This is a genomic window from Pseudomonas sp. GD04158 (genome assembly GCF_029834875.1).
GTDB classification, from domain to species: domain Bacteria; phylum Pseudomonadota; class Gammaproteobacteria; order Pseudomonadales; family Pseudomonadaceae; genus Aquipseudomonas; species Aquipseudomonas hydrolytica.
This window is the reverse complement of the sequence record NZ_JAODYT010000053.1, coordinates 1-18913: the sequence shown is the minus strand read 5'-3', so window position 1 is coordinate 18913 and position 18913 is coordinate 1. Positions and strand designations below refer to the sequence as shown.

Below are 18913 nucleotides of genomic sequence, written 5' to 3'. Positions count from 1 at the left end.
GCCGGTCAGTCCAGTTGAGCCGCCTTTGTAAGGCCAGAACCCCGCCCCAGGCAAGCGATGCGCCCTTATGGAACAGCGCAGCCCGGTAATGCACCGCGATGGCACAGCAGCCGTCATGACCACTCGGTCAACTACCGCAACTGTTCAGACCAGTAAGACCTTGTTTCCATTCGTCTGCAGCGATGCAAGCCCCGAATTCATTGAATCTGGCACAAGCGATGCACTGTGCAGACCAAGCAAAACGCTTGAGTTTTCCTTCATTGATCGGGAGTTCGACATGGGCAAATTTCACCGCACCCTGCTGGGTACCCTGTTCGCCGCACTGGCCTTCGGCGCGGCCGCTGCGCACGCCGACGCGCTCGAAGACATCAGCGCCGCCGGCGTGCTGAAGGTCGCCGTACCGCAGGACTTTCCACCGTTCGGCTCGGTCGGCCCGGACATGAAACCGCGCGGCCTGGATATCGACACCGCGCAGCTGCTGGCCGACAAGCTGCAGGTGAAGCTGGAACTGACCCCGGTCAACAGCACCAACCGCATCCCCTTCCTCACCACCGGCAAGGTGGATCTGGTGATTTCCAGCCTGGGCAAGAATCCCGAGCGCGAAGCGGTGATCGACTTTTCGGCGCCCTATGCGCCCTTCTATCTCGGCGTGTTCGGCCCGGAAGACGCCGCCATCGCCAGCCTCGACGACCTGGCCGGCAAGACCATCAGCGTCACCCGTGGCTCCATCGAGGACATCGAACTGAGCAATGTCGCCCCGAAGGGCGCCACCATCAAGCGCTTCGAGGACAACAACTCGACCATCGCCGCCTACCTGTCCGGCCAGGTCGAGCTGATCGCCAGCGGCAACGTGGTGATGGTGGCCATCGCCGAGCGCAACCCCAAGCGCATTCCGAGCATGAAGCTCAAGCTCAAGGACTCGCCGGTGTACGTCGGCGTGAACAAGAGCCAGACCGCGCTGCTGGACAAGGTCAACGCCATCATCGCCGACGCCAAGGCCGACGGCAGCCTCGAGGCGCTCAGCCAGAAGTGGCTGAAGCAACCGCTGCCGGCCGACCTCTGAGCCACGCGGGAGCCGAGCCATGGCGTACCAGTTCGACTTCGCCGCCGTCCTGCAGCACAGCGATCTGCTGCTGCAGGGCGCGGCCTTCACCCTCGGCCTGACGGCGATCGGCACCCTGCTGGGCGTCGCTCTCGGCATCGTCGGGGCGATACTGCGCGCCTGGCGCATCCGCCCGTTCGACCGCATCTTCGGCGTCTACGTGGAGCTGATCCGCAACACGCCGTTCATCGTCCAGCTGTTCTTCATCTTCTTCGGCCTGCCCTCGCTCGGCCTGCGCCTGAGCGAGTGGGAGGCAGCCGTGCTGGCGATGGTGATCAACCTCGGCGCCTATTCCACCGAGATCATCCGCGCCGGCATCCAGGCCATCCCCCATGGCCAGCTCGAGGCCGCGGCGGCACTGGCCATGAGCCGCTTCGAGACCTTCCGCCATGTGGTGCTGCGCCCGGCCCTGGGCAAGGTGTGGCCGGCACTGTCGAGCCAGATCATCATCGTCATGCTGGGCTCGGCGGTGTGCTCACAGATTTCCACCGAGGAGCTGTCGTTCGCCGCCAACTTCATCCAGTCGCGCAACTTCCGCGCCTTCGAGACCTACCTGCTGACCACCGCGCTGTATCTGCTCATGGCCATTCTGATTCGCCAGCTGCTGGCCTGGGTCGGTCGCCGTTTCATCATGGGAGAGCGCTGATGGACTTCACCCTCTGGGACATCCTGCGCAACCTGCTTACCGGCCTGCAGTGGACGCTGCTGCTGTCGCTGGTGGCCTTCGTCTGCGGCGGCATCGCCGGCCTGCTGGTGATGCTGGCACGGCTGTCGCCGCTGGCGGCGCCGCGCATGCTCGCCCGCGGCTATATCGAACTGTTCCAGGGCACGCCGCTGTTGATGCAGCTGTTTCTGGTGTTCTTCGGCATCGCCCTGCTCGGTGTCGACGTATCGCCCTGGCTGGCCGCGGCCACCGCGCTGACGCTGTTCACCAGCGCCTTTCTCGCCGAGATCTGGCGCGGCTGCGTCGAATCGATCGGCCGTGGCCAGTGGGAGGCCTCCGAAAGCCTGGCCATGAGCCGCCTGGAAACCCTGCGCCATGTGGTGCTGCCGCAGGCGCTGCGCATCGCCGTGGCGCCCACCGTGGGCTTTTCGGTGCAGGTGATCAAGGGCACCGCGGTGACCTCGATCATCGGCTTCACCGAGCTGACCAAGACCGGCAGCATGCTGGCCAACGCCACCTTCGAGCCGTTCATGGTCTACGGCTTCGTCGCCCTCGGTTACTTCCTGCTCTGCTACCCGCTCTCGCTCGCTGCATACCGCCTGGAAAGGAGGCTGAATGTCACTGCTTAACGTCACCGCCCTGCACAAGTATTACGGCGACAACCATGTGCTCAAGGGCATCGACCTCAAGGTCGAGGAAGGCGAAGTGGTCGCCATCATCGGCCGCAGCGGCTCGGGCAAGAGCACCTTCCTGCGCACCCTCAACGGCCTGGAATCGATCAACGACGGCGTCATCGAAGTCGACGGCGAGTACATCGACGCCGCCCGCGCTGACCTGCGCAGCCTGCGGCAGAAGGTCGGCATGGTGTTCCAGCAGTTCAACCTGTTCCCGCATCTGACCGTCGGCGAGAACGTGATGCTGGCGCCGCAAGTGGTGAAGAAGACCCCGCGCGCCGAAGCCGAGAAGATCGCCCGGCAGATGCTCGAACGGGTTGGCCTGGCGGAGAAGTTCGACGCCTATCCCGAACGCCTGTCCGGCGGCCAGCAGCAGCGCGTGGCCATCGCCCGCGCCCTGGCCATGGCGCCCAAGGTGCTGCTGTGCGACGAGATCACCTCGGCGCTCGACCCCGAACTGGTCAACGAGGTGCTGGCGGTGGTCAAGCAACTGGCCAGCGAGGGCATGACCCTGATCATGGTCACCCACGAGATGCGCTTCGCCCGCGAAGTCGGCGACAAGCTGGTGTTCATGCACCAGGGCAAGGTGCACGAGATCGGCGATCCGAAAGCCCTGTTCGCCGCGCCGCAGACCGAGGAGCTGCGCAACTTCATCGGCTCGGTGAACCTGTGAACGCACCGGCGCCACGGCCGCTGCGTATCGAGCCGCTGACTCGCGCGGCCTTCGCGCCGTTTGGCGAGGTGATCGAAACGGCCGGCGCCAACGCCTTCCCGATCAACGCCGGCACCACCACGCGCTACCACGACCTGGCGCAGGTGGAGCTGGCCGGCGAAGCGCCGCGCACCCTGGTCAACCTGTTCGAGGGCAAGGCCTGGCACGCGCCCATCGAGATCCGCATGCTCGAACGCCACCCGCTGGGCAGCCAGGCGTTCTATCCGGTGGACGGCGCATGCATGCTGATCGTCGTCGCCCCGCCCGGTGAGCTGGACGAGTCGAAAATCCGCGCCTTCATCAGCGCGCCGGACCAGGGCGTGAACTACGCCCGCGGCATCTGGCACCACCCGCTGCTGTGCCTGCAACACCCCGGACGCTTCCTGGTGGTGGACCGTGGCGGCCCGGGGCGCAACTGCGACGAGCAGGCGCTGGAACAACCACTGAGCGTGTTGAACCTGCGGCAGGCACAGGTCTAGACCAGTTTCCTGCGACATCCGTATGCGTTGGCTCATTGGCTCAGTCGTGGCACGATGACGCGGATATCGAACGAGACGCCTTCCCCATGCCCAAAGCTCCTGCCGAGAATTACCCCCTGATCGCCGCCATCGACCTGGGCTCGAACAGCTTTCATATGGTGCTGGCCAAGGCCGACCATGGCGAGATCCGCATCCTCGAACGGCTCGGCGACAAGGTACAGCTGGCCGCCGGTATCGACGAGGAGCGCCAGCTCAGCGAGGAGGCCATGCAGCGCGGGCTGGACTGCCTGCGCCGCTTCGCCCAGTTCACCAACAGCCTGCCGGAAGGCGCCGTACGCATCGTCGGCACCAACGCCCTGCGCGAAGCGCGCAACCGCGCGGTGTTCATCCGCCGCGCCGAGGAGATTCTCGGCCATCAGGTCGAGGTGATTTCCGGCCGCGAGGAAGCGCGCCTGATCTACCTGGGTGTGTCCCACAGCATCGCCGACACCCCCGGCAAGCGCCTGGTCGCCGATATCGGCGGCGGCAGCACCGAGTTCATCATCGGCCAGCGTTTCGAGCCGCTGCTGCGCGAGAGCCTGCAGATGGGCTGCGTGAGCTTCACCCAGCGCTACTTCAAGGACGGCAAGATCACCCCGGCGCGCTATGCCCAGGCCTACACCGCTGCCCGGCTGGAACTGATGGGCATCGAGCAGGCCCTGCGCCGCCTCGGCTGGGAGGATGCCGTGGGCGCCTCCGGCACCATCAAGGCCATCGGCCTGGCGACCAAGGCCGCCGGCCTGGGCAATGGCGAGGTCACGGTCGAGGGTCTGGCCTGGCTCAAGCGCAAGCTGTTCAAACTGGGCGAGGTGGAGAAGATCGACCTCGACGGCATCAAGCCGGATCGCCGCAGCATCTTCCCCGCCGGCCTGGCGATTCTCGAAGCCATCTTCGACGCCTGCGAGATCCAGCGCATGAGCCACTCCGAAGGCGCGCTGCGTGAAGGCGTGCTATACGACCTGCTCGGTCGCCATCAGCACGAGGACGTGCGCGAACGCACGCTGTCGGCCTTCATGGAGCGTTATCACGTCGACCTGGATCAGGCGGCGCGGGTCGAGACCAAGGCGCTCTCGGCACTGGACAAGGTGGCCGACGACTGGGGCCTGACCGACGACTGGCACCGCGAGCTGCTCAGCTGGGGCGCCAGGGTCCACGAGGTGGGCCTGGATATCGCCCACTACCAGTACCACAAGCACGGCGCCTACCTGATCGAACACTCCGATCTGTCCGGTTTTTCGCGTCAGGATCAGCAGATGCTCGCCCTGCTGGTGCGCGGCCACCGACGCAACATCCCCAGGGACAAGTTCGCCGAATTCGGCGAGGAAGGCGTCAAGCTGATGCGCCTGTGCGTGCTGCTGCGCTTCGCCATCCTCTTCCATCACATCCGCGGCACCCAGGACATGCCACAGGTGCAGCTCAAGGCCGGCGAAAACAGTCTGGAAGTGCACTTCCCCGATGGCTGGCTGGCAGCCAACCCGCTGACCCAGGCCGATTTCGAAGCCGAAGCGGAGTGGCTCAAGCGCATCGATCTGACCCTGAGCGTGCGCTGATCATCCGGTGCGCATGGCGCACCCTACGGGCGCGGGCTGGCCTGCAGGGCGGGTGAGACGCGCCAAGAGCTCGAAGCCCCTCGCCCGCCTTTCGGGCACCCCGCTTCGCGTCCCGACCTGATCGCCAGCGAGCAGGCGCTTATCTGCGCATTGCTAGCAAAAGCTACAGCACGCCCCCAACACCCTCTCCCGCCCTTCGGGCACCCTCTCCCGCAAGCGGGAGAGGGCCATCAGATGGCCGCAAGCGGCCTTTTTAACGAGCGCTCACCACCGGTGCAGTCAGTTTCTCCAGCAGCCCGGACTGCGCGCTGCGCGGGTTCTGGTTGCCGGTGGGTTGCTGGCGCAGGTAGCGGCCGTCCGCTTGCAGCACCCAGGCGTGGGTGTTGTCGGTGAGGTAGCTTTCCAGCTCCTTCTTGACCCGGGTGATGAGCTTCTTGCCCTCCACCGGGAAGCAGGTCTCCACGCGCTTGTCGAGGTTGCGCTCCATCCAGTCGGCGCTGGACAGGTAGATCTTCTCGTCGCCGCCATTGAGGAAGTAGAACACCCGCGTGTGCTCGAGAAAGCGGCCGATGATCGAGCGCACCTGAATGTTGTGCGACACCCCGGCGATGCCCGGGCGCAGGCAGCACATGCCGCGCACCACCAGGTCGATCTTCACCCCGGTCTGGCTGGCCTTGTACAGCGCGCGGATCACCTTGGGGTCAGTCAGCGAGTTGAACTTGGCGATGATCTGCGCCGGCTTGCCTTCGGCCGCCGCGGCGGTTTCCTTGGCGATCAGGTCGAGCAGGGTCTTCTTCAGGGTGAAGGGTGCATGCAGCAGCTTCTTCATGCGCAGGGTCTTGCCCATGCCGATCAGCTGGCTGAACAGCTTGGCCACGTCCTCGCCAAGGGCGACGTCGGCGGTAAGCAGGCTGTAGTCGGTGTACAGCTTGGCGTTGCCGGCGTGGTAGTTGCCGGTGCCGAGGTGGGCGTAGCGGACGATTTCGCCGTTCTCGCGGCGCAGGATCAGCATCATCTTGGCGTGGGTCTTGAAGCCGACCACACCGTAGATCACCACCGCGCCGGCCTGCTGCAGGCGGCTGGCCAGTTGCAGGTTGGATTCCTCGTCGAAACGCGCACGCAGTTCGATCACCGCGGTGACCTCCTTGCCGTTACGCGCCGCTTCCACCAGGGCGTCGACGATCTCCGAGTTGGCGCCGGAGCGATACAGGGTCTGCTTGATCGCCAGCACGTGCGGGTCCTTCGCCGCCTGACGCAGCAGGTCGACCACCGGCGTGAAGGACTCGAAGGGGTGCAGCAGGAGGATGTCCTGCTTGCTGACCACGCTGAAGATGTTCTCGGCGTTCTGCAGCAGCTTGGGGATTACGGGGGTGAACGGCGCGTGCTGCAACTCCGGGTGGTTGTCCAGGCCGGTGATGCTGAACAGGCGAGTGAGGTTGACCGGGCCGTTGACCTGGTACAGCTCGCTCTCGGTCAGGCCGAACTGCTTGAGCAGGTGATCGCGCAGGTGTTTCGGGCAGGTGTCGACCACCTCCAGGCGCACCGCATCGCCGTAGCGGCGGCTGAACAGCTCGCCGCGCAGGGCACGCGCCAGGTCCTCGACGTCCTCGGTATCCACCGACAGGTCGGCGTTACGGGTCAGGCGGAACTGGTAGCAGCCCTTGACCTTCATGCCCTGGAACAGGTCGTCGGCATGGGCGTGGATCATCGACGAGAGGAACACGTAGTTGTCGCCGGGACCACCGACTTCCTCCGGCACGCGGATGATCCGCGGCAGCAGGCGCGGGGCCGGGATGATGGCCAGACCGGAATCGCGGCCGAAGGCATCGATGCCCTCCAGCTCGACGATGAAGTTCAGGCTCTTGTTCACCAGCAGCGGGAAGGGGTGCGTCGGGTCGAGGCCGATGGGGGTGATGATCGGCGCGATCTCGTCACGGAAATAGCGGCGCACCCAGGCCTTGAGCTTGGTGGTCCAGAAACGCCGGCGGATGAAGTTGATGTTGTGCTTGGCCAGCGCCGGGAACAGGGTGTCGTTGAGGATGGCGTACTGCCGCTCCACCTGCTCGTGCACCAGCTCGCTGATGCGCGCCAGCGCCTGGTGCGGCTGCAGGCCGTCGGCGCCGGCCTGCTCGCGGGCGAAGTTGATCTGCTTCTTCAGCCCGGCGACGCGGATCTCGAAGAACTCGTCGAGGTTGCTGGAGAAGATCAGCAGGAACTTCAGGCGTTCGAGCAGCGGATAGGACTCGTCCAGCGCCTGCTCCAGCACCCGGATATTGAACTGCAGCTGCGACAGTTCACGGTGAATGTACAGGCTGCTGTCATCCAGGCTGGGAATCGGGGCCGGCGGCGGGGTTTCCACCACGGGCGTCTCGGCGACCACCTCGGCCTGAGGCGGGTTGTTGTCGAGCACTTCGCTGTTGAGTCCTTCGCTGTTCATCGCTGAGTTCCTGAGAGCGTCATCGCCCTTGTTTTAGCAGTTCTGCCGCCCGTACGGCGAAATAGGTGAGGATGCCATCGGCACCGGCGCGTTTGAAGGCGGTGAGCGACTCGAGGATCACTGCCTCGCCGAGCCAGCCGTTCTGGATCGCGGCCATGTGCATGGCGTACTCGCCACTGACCTGATAGACGAATGTGGGCACCTTGTAGGCATCCTTCACCCGCCAGAGGATGTCCAGATACGGCATGCCGGGCTTGACCATGACCATGTCGGCGCCTTCGGCCAGGTCGGCGGCCACTTCGTGCAGCGCCTCGTTGCCGTTGGCCGGGTCCATCTGGTAGCCGAGCTTGTTGCCCTTGCCGAGGTTGGCCGCCGAGCCCACCGCATCGCGGAACGGGCCGTAGTAGGCGCTGGCGTACTTGGCCGAGTAGGCCATGATGCGCACGTTGGGATGGTCGGCCAGCTCCAGCGCCTCGCGAATCGCCTGCACGCGGCCATCCATCATGTCCGAGGGGGCGACCACCTGGGCACCGGCCTCGGCATGCGACAGCGCCTGCTTGACCAGCGCATCGACGGTGATGTCGTTCTGCACGTAGCCGGAGTCGTCGAGGATGCCGTCCTGACCGTGGGTGGTGAAGGGGTCGAGGGCGACGTCGCTGATCACTCCGAGCTCGGGGAATTTCGCCCGCAGGGCGCGGATCGCGCGCTGGGCAATGCCGTCCGGGTTCCAGGCCTCGGCGCCGTCGAGGGACTTCTTCTCCAGGGGGGTGACCGGGAACAGCGCCAGCGCCGGAATGCCCAGTTCGACCCAGTGTTCGGCTTCCTGGAGCAGCAGGTCGATGGACAGGCGCTCGACGCCCGGCATCGACGGCACGGCTTCGCGGCGGTTGTCGCCGTCGAGCACGAACACCGGCAGGATCAGGTCATCGACGCTCAGACGGTGTTCGCGTACCAGACGGCGGGAGAAATCGTCGCGGCGGTTGCGGCGCAGGCGGGTGGCGGGGAACAGGCGATTGGCGGGGGTAACGCTCACGGCAGACTCCAGAGCCCGCACGGGCGGGCCAGTGTGACGGTTATAAGCGACCATTATGACCAAATGATGACGGTCACATGACCGCGTGCGACCGCGGGTCGCACAGCAGTCGCGCATTGTGGCATGGGCCGCCACCTTCCGGGTTCCTCGCGGTCGGAGTAGTCTGCATAACCTGTGTTCATGGGCACGCCACATGCTGCAAGACCTGATCCGCCAGTTCGGCTATCCGGCGCTGATACTCGGCACCTTCCTAGAAGGCGAAGTATCGCTGCTGCTGGCAGCCTACATGGCCGTGCGCAACGTGCTGGAGATCGAATGGGTGGCGCTGTGCGCCTTCCTCGGCACCTTCGCCAGCGATCAGCTGTGGTACTACCTCGGCCGCCGTCACGGTCGCGCGCTGCTGGCCCGCAAGCCGCGCTGGCAGCCGCTGGGCGAACGCGCCAGTGCGCTGATCAAACGCTACCCGGACCTGTGGGTGCTGTGTTTCCGCTTCCTCTACGGCCTGCGTACGGTGATGCCGCTGACCATCGGCCTGTCCGGCTATTCCTGGCGCCGCTACCTGCTGCTCGACGCCATCGGCGCCGGCGTCTGGGCCGGCGGCATCAGCCTGCTGGCCTACAGCCTGGGCCATGCCATGGGCGGCCTGCTGGAAGAGCTGCGCAACTATCAGGTCATCCTGCTCGCCGCCGTGGTACTGCTGCTTGCTCTCGCCTGGCTACACCGGTGGCGTCAGCGCCGGCGCGGCTGAACCGCGCGCCAGCCAGATACCGAGCAGGCTGCTCAGACTGTAGGCGCTCAGCCAGGCCCAGACCGTGAGGTCCAGCGTCAGCATGCCCAGCTCACCGGCCAGCCAGAATGCCGGCAGGTTGCCTGCCAGGCGCAGGCACTCCAGACGCCATGCGTTGCTGCGATTCTCCAGCCACAGGCCGATACTGCACAGGCCCAGGGCCATCCACAGGCAAGCCAGCAGCACTGCGCCTATCGCAAGTGAATCTCCCTGCGCCAGCAGCCACACGCCGGCCAGCAGGTAGCAGACGAACTGCAGCAGTGCGTAGACCTGCGCGCCACGGCCCAGCGCCACCTCGAACTTGCGGAAGTTGCTCAGGTCAGGCTTGGCCTGCGGATGGCGCGCGGCCACGTCGGCCGGGCGCCAGCCGGTGGGCATGAACCAGATGCGCAACCTGTCCCACCAGGAGCCGGCGCGCCGGGCGTCGTGCCACAGGCCGGCATAGACCTGCAGATTGGCCCACAGCGGATTCCAGCTGGCCAGCGGCACGGTCACGCCGAAGATCACCGGCTCCTCGTCGAGCTCCTCCTGGAAGGTGCCAAAAAGCCGGTCCCATACAATGAACACCCCGCCGTAATTGCGATCCATGTAAATAGGGTTCTGTGCATGATGCACGCGGTGATTGGACGGGGTGATGAACAGCCATTCGAACCAGCCCAGCTTGGGGATATGACGGGTGTGCACCCAGAACTGGTAGAGCAGGTTGAGCGCCGCCACCGTGAGAAACACCAGCGGCGGCACACCGAGCACGGCCATCGGCAGGTAGAAGATCCAGCCGAAGACGAAGCCGGTGCTGGTCTGGCGCAACGCCGTGGTGAGGTTGTAGTCCTCGCTCTGGTGATGCACCGCGTGGGCGGCCCAGAGCACATTGCGTTCATGGCCCAGGCGGTGGTTCCAGTAGTAGCAGAAGTCATAGAAGACGAAGGCGAAAACCCAGACCCAGAGGCTGCCTTCGGCGAGTTCGAAAAGCGCCAGATGCTCCCAGGCGAAGGCGTAGGTGAGCAGGCCGACCACCTTGGTCAGCACGCCCGTGGTCTGCGACAGCACGCCGGTGCCGAGGCTGCCCAGGGCGTCGGCCAGGCGATAGGTGCGCATGCCGCGCAGGTGATCGGCGAGCAGCTCGAGAGCGATCAGCAGGAAGAAGAAAGGCACCGCATAGAGAACGTAATTCATGGCCGAGCCGTATCGTTGTGCTTGTCTTGGGGCTAGTCTGTTATTCATCCTAATCCCCGGCCCACAGCGGTTCACGGCGGCAAATGACAGTCTGTGTGGCATTTGGCGACAGCCACCCGTGCCGAGGGGCAACACCGAATTGGCAACATCCCGCCGCCCGCCGGCACCAACTGGTGCAACGAGCGGCGTTTTCCTCATCAGGAGTCGAGCATGAGCAAGAAAGTGGCAGTGATTCTGTCCGGCTGTGGCGTCTACGATGGCGCCGAGATCCATGAAAGCGTGATCACCCTGTTGCGCCTCGACCAGCGCGGCGCAGTGGTGCAGTGCTTCGCTCCCAACGTGCCGCAACTGCACGTGGTCGATCACTACAGCGGCGACGAGATGGACGAAACGCGCAACGTGCTGGTGGAATCGGCGCGCATCGCCCGCGGCAAGATCAAGGACGTCAAGGAGCTGCACGTGGCCGAGTTCGACGCGCTGATCCTGCCCGGCGGATTCGGCGTGGCCAAGAACCTCTCCGACTTCGCCACCAGCGGCGCGGGCTGCACCGTGCAGCCGGACGTGCTGGCCGCCTGCAAGGCCTTCGTCGATGCCGGCAAGCCAGTCGGCCTGATGTGCATCGCGCCGGCGCTGGCGGCGAAGATCTTCGGCGCTGGCGTGATCTGCACCATCGGCACCGACCACGACACCGCCACCGCACTAACCCAGATGGGCGCCGAGCACCACGAGTGCGAAGTCAGCGACATCGTCGAGGATCATGCTCGCAAGCTGGTCACCACACCGGCCTACATGCTCGCCCAGTCAATCGCCGAGGCGGCTTCGGGCATCAACAAGATGGTCGACCGCGTCTTGGAGCTGGCGCACCACTGACCTGGGTGGGCTGAAGCCCACCCTACGAAACTCAACGTTCCAGCCTGTAGGGTGGGCTTTAGCCCACCAATGGCGATCAATGCGGGATAGAGCGGAACGCCGCCCGGCACACCCTACCAGCCAGCGCCACTAAAGGGCGCTTCGGTCATTGGCCAGGGCAGTCTGGCCGTCACGCTGGTCAAGCGGTTCGCGCTGCGGCAGCGTGGCGGCAGATTTCCCGGAGCCCTGCCATGACCCAGCCCTTCGTCCTCAGCCCCGACCTGCAGCAGGCGGTAGCCGCCTTCTTCCAGCGCATCCCCTTCAACCAGGTGCTCGGCATCGAGCTCGATGAGCTGAGCCCGGAGCGGGTGACCATGCACCTGCCGATGAAGCCCGAACTGATCGGCAACTTCGTCCACGGCATCCTCCATGGCGGGGTGATTTCCTCGCTGCTCGACGTCTGCGGTGGCGCCATGGCGCTGATCGGCGCCTTCGCCAACCACCAGCACCTGCCGCCGGCCGAGCGCATGAGCAAGCTGTCCAAGCTCGGCACCATCGACCTGCGCATCGACTACCTGCGCCCCGGCCGCGGTCAGCGCTTCACCGCCACCGCCCTGCCGCTGCGCGCCGGCAACAAGGTGGCGGTGATTCGCATGGAGCTGCACAACGACGAAGGGGTGCTGGTGGCCGTCGGCACCGGCACCTATCTGTGCGGCTGAAGGAGGGCGCGGAGCTCGGATGCGGTTGCCCGCCGTTCCGGATTTCATCCGGGCTACAAGGCTGAAAAAGGGTTTGCCGGCCACCCGTCGCCCGGATGCAATCCAGGGCCGCTAACGGCTCAGCCGCGTGAGAATCCGGTCCAGCGCATTGGCGAAGGCCTGCCGATCCTTCTCCGAATAGGGCGCCTGGCCGCCGCCGACCTGGCCCTGCTCGCGCAGATCGGTGAACAGGTTACGTACCGCCAGGCGCTCGCCCATGTTGCGCTCGTCGAACTCGCGGCCACGCGGATCGAGCGCCGCCACGCCCTTCTTCACCAGGCGGTCGGCCAGCGGTACGTCGCTGCAGATCACCAGCTCGCCGGGCACGGCATGCTCGACCAGGTGATCGTCGGCCGCATCCGGCCCGCTGGGTACCACGATCAGTTTCACGCAGGCGAAATTCGGCCGCGCCACGGCCTGGCCCGCCACCAGCACCACTTCGAAACCCCGTTTGAGGGCGAACTTGACCACCTGATCGCGCGCCGCCCTCGGGCAGGCGTCGGCGTCTATCCAGACACGCATGCAGCACCTTCCAGCAGAAATCGGTCGCCAGTATGCCAGCCCGCGTGGGCAGAGAGGCGCTTCAAGCGTTGTAGAAGGCCTGGCAGCGCTCGCGCACCGCACGCGAGAGGTTGTCGTCGGCCAGTTCGATCAGATCCAGCTCGACCTCATCCGGCAGCAACTCGGCCACCAATGCCGCCAGACGACGTTGCACCTGCACGTTGGCGCCCTCCACCGCCAGCAGCAGACGCGGCTGCGGGCCGATGGCCGGATCGCGCAGGGCGGCCAGATAGGCCTGCTGCACCGAGAGCTCGGCACAGGCTGCGGCCAGCGCCTGTTCCAGGGGCGGATGGCGCAGGGCCGCCAGCGCCAGATCGGGGCTGTCGGCGTAATGGGTGGAATGAACAGTGGAGGACATGCGTGCACTCGTCAGAGGGAAATGAGCTCAGCCTAGGCCCACTCTGACCCTCTGTCGTGGTGACGGTTCACGCTATGGAGGATCGAAGGCACCGCGCGCGCCTCGACCCTCCTTCGCCGGCCTAGGCCTGCTCGGCAAGCCGACGACGCTCGCCGCGCAGGCTGCGCCCATACAGCAGGGCGATGCCGGCCAGCGCCAGCCCCTGCGCCGACAGGCTCCAGGCATCGGCGTGGATGCCCAGCCAGTCGAATTCGAAGAAGGCCACCGGCCGCGTACCGAGCACCCCGGCCTCCTGCAGCGCAGCGACGCCGTGTCCGGCGAAGACCACCGAGAGCACGCACAGCAGCACCGCATTGACGCCGAAGAAGGTCGCCAGCGGCAACTTGCGCGAACCGCGCAGGATCACCCAGGCCAGGCCGATCAGCAGCACCAGCGCCGCGGCGGCACCGGCCAGCACCGCGCCATGCCCGGCCGGGCCGGCCTGCAGCCAGAGGGTTTCGTAGAACAGGATGACTTCGAACAGCTCGCGGTACACCGAGAAGAACGCCAGCACGGCGAAGCCGAAACGACCACCACCGCCGACCAGGCTGCTCTTGATGTAGTCCTGCCAGGCCGCGGCGTGACGGCGATCATGCATCCATACGCCGACCCACAGCAGTACCACGCTGGCGAACAGCGCAGTGGCGCCTTCGAGCAGCTCGCGCTGGGCGCCGCTGATGTCGATCAGGTAGGCCGCCGCCGCCCAGGTCGCGACACCGGCGAGCAGCGCCAGACCCCAGCCAATGTGCACACTGCGTACCGCCTGCTGCTGGCCGGTATTGCGCAGGAAGGCGAGAATCGCCGCCAGCACCAGAATCGCCTCGAGCCCCTCGCGCAGCAGAATCAGCAGGCTGGCGAAGAAGCTCAGGCTGTCGTCCATCGCGCCATCGGCCAGCAGTGCAGCGGACTTCTCCAGCTCCACCTTGGCCTGCTCCAGGGCCTGGGCAGCCTGCGCGACGCTGGCACCATCCTGCAGCGCCTGCCGATAGGCCATCAGCGCGCGCTCGGTGGTCTTGCGCTGCACCGCATCGAGGTTGTCCAGCGCGCTTTCGACCAGTTCGAAGCCTTCCAGATAGGCGCCGACGGAGAGGTCGTAGGCCTGCTCGCGATCACCGTTGCGATAGGCCTGCAGGCTGCGCTCCAGGGTGTCACGGGTATAGCCGATCAGCTGCTGCGGGCCGCGCTGCTCCAGTAGCGGATGCGCGCGCTGAGCGCGGAACGCGGCGACATCGCCACCGGCGGCAGCAATTTCGGCGGGCGTGCGCCCTGCCAGCTCGCTCATGGCGAAGCGTGTGTGGCTCTGCGCCGATGCGGCGGTGAAACCGGCGATATAGGCAGCCAGATCCCAGCGCTGACGCTCGTCGAGCTGATCGGCGAAGGCCGGCATATCGGTGCCTTCGATGCCCAGACCGAGGGTGTTGTAGAGATCGTAGAGGCTCAGCCGATCCAGACGCGCGGCATCACGCAGATTGGCCGGTGCCGGTTCCAGACCGATGCCGGCAGGTCCGTCGCCCAGGCCGGTATCGCCGTGGCACACCGAACAGTGCTGGGCATACAGCGGCGCGCCGCGTTCGGGGTCCGGTGTCAGGATCGGGGTCTGGGCTACCTGATAGAGCTCGGCCAGACGTGCGCCGAGCTGACGCGCGGCACCGGCCACCGCCTCACCGGGTTGGCGCTGAGCGATGGCCTGGCGCAGATCGACCACGCCCCGCTCCAGCTCGTCGCGTCCGGCGCGGGCCGGCAAGGCGACGACCAGGCCCTGCAGCACGTCGAGAAACTCCAGCTGTTCCTGATATTCGCCAGCGTCGATGACCTGGCCGCCCGCCACGGTGGCGGGGTAATCGGCGCCGATGTAGCCGATCAGATGCAGCGCCTGTGCGGCGCCGTCGAGTGGCTCGCCGATGGCGAGAAAGCTGAGCATGGCCAGCAAGGGCAGCGTCAGCCAGGAAAGGGCGAAACGAAAGCGGCTCATCAATGCATCCCAAACGAGAATGGGTGGCATTAAATTGTTGCGTGGCTAAGGAATTCGCACAAGGAGAATCTGAAATATCTGGTAACAATCAGTCGAACGGAGCGTTGCGACTGCATCGCCAGAGCGGCAGCGGCGACATCGCCGCCGCTGCCGAACCCGCGGCTCAGACCGCGGCGCGTTTGACCGTGGCCAGCAGACCGGCAGCGGCGGCGAACAGCGCGGCGAAACTGCGGTTCATCACCCGCTGCTGCCGCGGCGTGCGCAGCGCGCGCAGCACCCGCGAAGCCAGGCCGGTGTAGCCGGCCATGACGATCAGGTCGACCACGATCATGGTCAGGCCCATCACCAGATACTGCGCCAGCAAAGGCGCATGCGGATTGATGAACTGCGGCAGCACGGCGAGCATGAAGACGATGGCCTTGGGGTTGCTGGCATTGACCAGAAAGCCGCGCAGCACCAGGGTCAGCGGCCGCCCGCTGGGGCGCTCGGTGGCACCGGCATCCAGATCGCTGGGAAGGGCGACCCACTGCTTGTAGGCGAGAAACACCAGATAGGCGACGCCGAACCATTTGATCAGGCTGAAGGCCAGCGCCGAGGCGGCGAGGATGGCGCCCACGCCCGCCGCGACGATGGCGATCTGCAGGGCCAGGCCGAGCTGCAGGCCGAGGGCGTTCCAGTAACCGCGCCAGAAGCCGTATTGCAGGCCAGCGGACATCGACGCCACGGCGCCGGCACCGGGCGACAGGCTGATCACCCAGCAGGCGACGAAGAAAGCGAGCCAGGTTTCCAATGCCATGATGCGTACCTCGGGGAGCAGAAATCGGGAGAACGGCTTCACAGCCTACTCCTGCGCCAGCCTCCGAGCCAGACGTTCAGCGCCAGCGGCGCACGGATTTCTGGAAGAACAGGCTGTTGGGCACCTGCAGCAGGGCACCGGCAGCGTCTTCGGCGAGATCCTGCAAGGTGGTGTAGAACAGGTTGATGGCGATCACCCGCCCCTTCACCCCTGGCTTGTCCGCGCTATCGATCACCTCGACCGTATCACCGATACGAAACGGCCCCATGGTGAAGATCAGCAGCGCGCAGAACATGTTCGACAGCACGCTCCAGATGGCGAAGAAGGCCACGGCGGCCACGGCGGTGAACCCGGTCAGGGCTGTCCACAACACCGTTGCCGAGACGCCCAGGCGCTCGAGCACCAGCATGAAGGCACTGCCCATGATCAACCAGCGCAACAGGCCGCGCAGCGGCTGCAGCACCTCCTGCGGCAACAGGCTGTAGCGCGCGCCCAGGCGGCTGATGGCACGGGTGAGAATGCGCTGGGCGATCCACGCCAGCAGGATGATCAACAGCACCTGGCCGGCACGGACCAGCGGCTCGCGCCAGGCCACCAGCAGTTCCAGCTGCTCCATCACTCAGCCTCCTCCAGTTGCTGCTGCAACGCCTCCAGGGTTTCCAGGGCCAGCAGCCAGGCTTCCTCCAGCTCGGCCTCGCGCGCCTTGAGCTGCGCCTGCTCGGCCAGGCGCTCGCGCAGCTCATCCTTGCGTGCGGACTCGTACAGGCCACTGTCGCCCAGCTGGGTTTCCACGGTAGCGAGCCTTTCCTGCACCTTGCCCAGCTCCTGCTCGAGCTTGTCGGCCTGCTTCTTGTGCGGCGCCAGTTGCTGGCGCAGCGCCGCGGCAGCCTGGCGCTGGGCGCGCTTGTCGGTCTTCTCGGCACCGGCGGCCGGCGCTGCGACCGGCTGCTGGCGGGCGCGAAAATCGATCAGCCAACGCGCATAGTCGTCCAGGTCGCCCTCGAACGGCTGGATGCGCCCGTCGGCCACCAGAAGGAACTCGTCGGTGGTGCTCTTCAGCAGGTGACGGTCGTGGGAGACCACCAGCACCGCCCCGGCGAATTCCTGCAGGGCCATGGTCAGCGCCAGGCGCATTTCCAGATCGAGGTGGTTGGTCGGTTCGTCCAGCAACAGCAGGTTGGGCTTCTGCCAGGCGATCAGTGCCAGGGCCAGGCGTGCCTTCTCGCCGCCGGAGAAATTCAGCACCGGCTCGTCGCAGCGCTCGCCACGGAAATCGAAGCCGCCGATGAAGTCGCGCAGGGTCTGCTCGCGCTCGCTCGGCGCCAGGCGCTGCAGATGCAGCAGCGGGCTGGCCTTGGGGTCCAGGGCATCGAGCTGATGCTGGGCGAAGTAGCCGATGGCCAGGTTCTCGCCACGGGCCAGCTCACCGCCGAGCACGGCCAGGTCGCCGGCCAGGGTCTTGATCAGGGTCGACTTGCCCGCGCCGTTGGGGCCGAGCAGGCCGATACGTGCACCGGGTGCCAGGCTCAGCTTGACCTTCTCCAGCACCGTCTTGTCGCCGTAACCCAGGCGCGCCTCGGACAGGTTGAGCAGCGGGCTGGAGACCTTGTCCGCCTCGCGGAAGACGAAGTCGAAGGGCGAATCGACATGGGCCGGGGCCAGCTCCTCCAGGCGCTCCAGCGCCTTGATGCGGCTCTGTGCCTGGCGTGCCTTGGTCGCCTTGGCCTTGAAGCGGCGAATGAAGTCTTCCATGTGCGCACGCTGCGCCTGCTGCTTCTCGTACGCCTGCTGCTGCTGCGCCAGACGCTCGGCGCGGGTGCGCTCGAAGGCCGAGTAGCCGCCGCGGTAGAGGGTCAGCTTCTGCTGCTCCAGGTGCGCCACATGGTCGACCACGGCATCGAGGAAATCACGGTCGTGGGAGATCAGCAGCAACGTGCCGGGATAGCCCTTGAGCCACTCCTCCAGCCAGAGGATGGCGTCGAGGTCGAGGTGGTTGGTCGGCTCGTCGAGCAGCAGCAGCTCGGAGGGGCACATCAGTGCCTGAGCCAGGTTCAGGCGCATGCGCCAGCCCCCGGAGAAGTCGCCGACGCGCCTGTCCATCTGCTCGCTGGTAAAGCCCAGGCCGGCCAGCAGCTTGCGCGCACGCGAATCGGCGCTGTAGCCCTGGGCAATGTCCAGTTCGCTGTGCAGACGGGCGATGGCGCTGCCGTCGTGGGCGGCCTCGGCCCTGGCCAGTTCGGCCTGGATCGCGCGCAGGTGCACATCGCCATCGAGCACGTAGTCCACCGCCAGACGCTCGAGGTTGTCCACCTCCTGGCGCATATGGGCGATGCGCCAGTCCGGCGGCAGCTGGCAGTCGCCCGCGTCGGGGCCGAGCTCACCGCGCAGCAGGGCGAACAGGCTGGATTTGCCGGCGCCATTGGCACCGATCAGACCGACTTTCTGGCCGGCGTGCAGGGTCAGCTCGGCGCCTTCGAGCAGGCGTTGCGGACCACGCTGTAGAGTGAGGTTCTGGAGTCGGATCATAATGGCCGCGGAGTCTACCAAATCGCCCCGGAGGCCGCGTGCAGGATCTGTGGAATTTCGCCCTCGAACTCTATGCCAGACCGGGCGTGGAACAGGCCTGCCTGGATTTGCAGGACGCCGGTAGCGACGTCTGCCTGCTGCTGACCGGCGCCTGGCTGCAGCAACGTGGCGTGCGCTGCATGGATGAGCGCCTGCGCGCACTGACGGAGGTGGCGGGCCCCTGGCAACGTGAAGTGGTCTCGCCCTTGCGGCAGACGCGGCGCCACTGGCGCACGGCCGCAGGTCAGGATGCCGAATTGGCCGCCCTGCGTGAACAGATCAAGAAGCTGGAATTGCAGGCCGAGCGGGTGCTGCTCGAGCGGCTGCAGGCGCTGGCCGCGAACTGGCCAGACGAAGAGGCGCGA

General features: G+C 66.2%; 19 protein-coding genes. 10 read left to right on the top strand and 9 right to left on the bottom strand.

What is annotated here, in order from left to right:
* Positions 1 to 277: 277 nt before the first annotated feature.
* The 6 genes from N7333_RS17895 to ppx all read left to right on the top strand — a co-directional run bounded on the left by N7333_RS17895 (position 278) and on the right by ppx (position 5220).
* A complete protein-coding gene (locus N7333_RS17895) occupies positions 278 to 1063 on the top strand; it encodes a transporter substrate-binding domain-containing protein (RefSeq protein ID WP_011920590.1) in 786 nt (261 codons plus the stop codon).
* Positions 1064 to 1082: 19 nt separating this feature from the next.
* Positions 1083 to 1748 carry an amino acid ABC transporter permease gene (locus tag N7333_RS17890; protein WP_129481999.1) on the top strand — a complete coding sequence of 222 codons (666 nt, stop codon included), beginning with the start codon at positions 1083 to 1085 and terminating at the stop codon, positions 1746 to 1748.
* Complete coding sequence (locus tag N7333_RS17885) at positions 1745 to 2395, top strand: amino acid ABC transporter permease (RefSeq protein WP_177491068.1); 651 nt, start codon at positions 1745 to 1747, stop codon at positions 2393 to 2395. Before N7333_RS17890 ends, N7333_RS17885 begins: the two co-directional genes overlap by 4 nt.
* On the top strand, positions 2382 to 3113 hold the full coding sequence (locus N7333_RS17880) for an amino acid ABC transporter ATP-binding protein (RefSeq protein WP_129482000.1): 732 nt from the start codon (positions 2382 to 2384) through the stop codon (positions 3111 to 3113). The genes N7333_RS17885 and N7333_RS17880 overlap by 14 nt, the downstream gene beginning before the upstream one ends.
* Entirely contained in the window at positions 3110 to 3631 is a 522-nt protein-coding gene (locus N7333_RS17875; RefSeq protein ID WP_129482001.1) for an ureidoglycolate lyase, read from the top strand. Before N7333_RS17880 ends, N7333_RS17875 begins: the two co-directional genes overlap by 4 nt.
* 86 nt (positions 3632 to 3717) lie before the next feature.
* Complete coding sequence (ppx, locus tag N7333_RS17870) at positions 3718 to 5220, top strand: exopolyphosphatase (protein WP_011920585.1); 1503 nt, start codon at positions 3718 to 3720, stop codon at positions 5218 to 5220.
* A gap of 253 nt (positions 5221 to 5473) precedes the next feature.
* On the opposite strand, the gene ppk1 is transcribed toward ppx, so the two are convergent.
* Positions 5474 to 7657 carry a polyphosphate kinase 1 gene (gene ppk1, locus N7333_RS17865; protein ID WP_004373351.1) on the bottom strand — a complete coding sequence of 728 codons (2184 nt, stop codon included), beginning with the start codon at positions 7655 to 7657 and terminating at the stop codon, positions 5474 to 5476.
* A gap of 19 nt (positions 7658 to 7676) precedes the next feature.
* Complete coding sequence (hemB, locus tag N7333_RS17860; protein ID WP_011920583.1) at positions 7677 to 8690, bottom strand: porphobilinogen synthase; 1014 nt, start codon at positions 8688 to 8690, stop codon at positions 7677 to 7679.
* A gap of 193 nt (positions 8691 to 8883) precedes the next feature.
* Between hemB and N7333_RS17855 the strand changes: the two genes are divergently transcribed.
* Positions 8884 to 9438, top strand: a complete 555-nt coding sequence (locus tag N7333_RS17855; protein WP_011920582.1) for a DedA family protein — start codon at positions 8884 to 8886, stop codon at positions 9436 to 9438.
* On the opposite strand, the gene N7333_RS17850 is transcribed toward N7333_RS17855, so the two are convergent.
* Positions 9406 to 10650, bottom strand: coding sequence for a sterol desaturase family protein (locus tag N7333_RS17850; RefSeq protein ID WP_129482002.1), 1245 nt, complete (start codon positions 10648 to 10650; stop codon positions 9406 to 9408). The genes N7333_RS17855 and N7333_RS17850 overlap by 33 nt on opposite strands.
* 210 nt (positions 10651 to 10860) lie before the next feature.
* On the opposite strand from N7333_RS17850, the gene elbB reads away from it, so the two are divergent.
* Complete coding sequence (gene elbB, locus N7333_RS17845) at positions 10861 to 11520, top strand: isoprenoid biosynthesis glyoxalase ElbB (RefSeq protein ID WP_004373360.1); 660 nt, start codon at positions 10861 to 10863, stop codon at positions 11518 to 11520.
* Positions 11521 to 11750: 230 nt separating this feature from the next.
* Complete coding sequence (locus N7333_RS17840) at positions 11751 to 12218, top strand: thioesterase family protein (RefSeq protein ID WP_011920579.1); 468 nt, start codon at positions 11751 to 11753, stop codon at positions 12216 to 12218.
* Between the two features lie 111 nt (positions 12219 to 12329).
* On the opposite strand, the gene N7333_RS17835 is transcribed toward N7333_RS17840, so the two are convergent.
* The 6 genes from N7333_RS17835 to N7333_RS17810 all read right to left on the bottom strand — a co-directional run bounded on the left by N7333_RS17835 (position 12330) and on the right by N7333_RS17810 (position 18509).
* Entirely contained in the window at positions 12330 to 12779 is a 450-nt protein-coding gene (locus tag N7333_RS17835) for a YaiI/YqxD family protein (RefSeq protein WP_004373364.1), read from the bottom strand.
* A 61-nt stretch (positions 12780 to 12840) separates the two neighbouring features.
* Positions 12841 to 13176 (bottom strand): enhanced serine sensitivity protein SseB C-terminal domain-containing protein, encoded by a 336-nt coding sequence (locus N7333_RS17830; protein ID WP_004373366.1) that lies wholly within the window; start codon positions 13174 to 13176, stop codon positions 12841 to 12843.
* Positions 13177 to 13297: 121 nt separating this feature from the next.
* Complete coding sequence (locus N7333_RS17825; protein ID WP_129482003.1) at positions 13298 to 15187, bottom strand: cytochrome c/FTR1 family iron permease; 1890 nt, start codon at positions 15185 to 15187, stop codon at positions 13298 to 13300.
* Positions 15188 to 15350: 163 nt separating this feature from the next.
* A complete protein-coding gene (locus tag N7333_RS17820; protein ID WP_004373370.1) occupies positions 15351 to 15983 on the bottom strand; it encodes a LysE family transporter in 633 nt (210 codons plus the stop codon).
* A 76-nt stretch (positions 15984 to 16059) separates the two neighbouring features.
* The gene (locus tag N7333_RS17815) at positions 16060 to 16599 is read right to left on the bottom strand and encodes a mechanosensitive ion channel family protein (RefSeq protein WP_129482004.1); all 540 of its coding nucleotides are present in this window, start codon (positions 16597 to 16599) and stop codon (positions 16060 to 16062) included.
* Positions 16599 to 18509 carry an ATP-binding cassette domain-containing protein gene (locus tag N7333_RS17810; RefSeq protein WP_129482005.1) on the bottom strand — a complete coding sequence of 637 codons (1911 nt, stop codon included), beginning with the start codon at positions 18507 to 18509 and terminating at the stop codon, positions 16599 to 16601. Before N7333_RS17810 ends, N7333_RS17815 begins: the two co-directional genes overlap by 1 nt.
* Before the next feature lie 38 nt (positions 18510 to 18547).
* On the opposite strand from N7333_RS17810, the gene N7333_RS17805 reads away from it, so the two are divergent.
* Positions 18548 to 18913 (top strand): TIGR02444 family protein (locus N7333_RS17805; RefSeq protein WP_279859185.1); only part of this gene is annotated, 366 nt, incomplete at its 3' end.

What these genes read in the sequence shown, in the direction of transcription:
- N7333_RS17895 (WP_011920590.1), top strand. Translation starts at nt 278, where the DNA reads ATGGGCAAATTTCACCGCACCCTGCTGGGTACCCTGTTCGCCGCACTG.
- N7333_RS17890 (WP_129481999.1), top strand. Translation starts at nt 1,083, where the DNA reads ATGGCGTACCAGTTCGACTTCGCCGCCGTCCTGCAGCACAGCGATCTG.
- N7333_RS17880 (WP_129482000.1), top strand. Translation starts at nt 2,382, where the DNA reads ATGTCACTGCTTAACGTCACCGCCCTGCACAAGTATTACGGCGACAAC.
- ppx (WP_011920585.1), top strand. Translation starts at nt 3,718, where the DNA reads ATGCCCAAAGCTCCTGCCGAGAATTACCCCCTGATCGCCGCCATCGAC.
- ppk1 (WP_004373351.1), bottom strand. Translation starts at nt 7,657, where the DNA reads ATGAACAGCGAAGGACTCAACAGCGAAGTGCTCGACAACAACCCGCCT.
- N7333_RS17855 (WP_011920582.1), top strand. Translation starts at nt 8,884, where the DNA reads ATGCTGCAAGACCTGATCCGCCAGTTCGGCTATCCGGCGCTGATACTC.
- N7333_RS17850 (WP_129482002.1), bottom strand. Translation starts at nt 10,650, where the DNA reads ATGAATTACGTTCTCTATGCGGTGCCTTTCTTCTTCCTGCTGATCGCT.
- elbB (WP_004373360.1), top strand. Translation starts at nt 10,861, where the DNA reads ATGAGCAAGAAAGTGGCAGTGATTCTGTCCGGCTGTGGCGTCTACGAT.
- N7333_RS17840 (WP_011920579.1), top strand. Translation starts at nt 11,751, where the DNA reads ATGACCCAGCCCTTCGTCCTCAGCCCCGACCTGCAGCAGGCGGTAGCC.
- N7333_RS17835 (WP_004373364.1), bottom strand. Translation starts at nt 12,779, where the DNA reads ATGCGTGTCTGGATAGACGCCGACGCCTGCCCGAGGGCGGCGCGCGAT.
- N7333_RS17830 (WP_004373366.1), bottom strand. Translation starts at nt 13,176, where the DNA reads ATGTCCTCCACTGTTCATTCCACCCATTACGCCGACAGCCCCGATCTG.
- N7333_RS17825 (WP_129482003.1), bottom strand. Translation starts at nt 15,187, where the DNA reads ATGAGCCGCTTTCGTTTCGCCCTTTCCTGGCTGACGCTGCCCTTGCTG.
- N7333_RS17820 (WP_004373370.1), bottom strand. Translation starts at nt 15,983, where the DNA reads ATGGCATTGGAAACCTGGCTCGCTTTCTTCGTCGCCTGCTGGGTGATC.
- N7333_RS17815 (WP_129482004.1), bottom strand. Translation starts at nt 16,599, where the DNA reads ATGGAGCAGCTGGAACTGCTGGTGGCCTGGCGCGAGCCGCTGGTCCGT.
- N7333_RS17810 (WP_129482005.1), bottom strand. Translation starts at nt 18,509, where the DNA reads ATGATCCGACTCCAGAACCTCACTCTACAGCGTGGTCCGCAACGCCTG.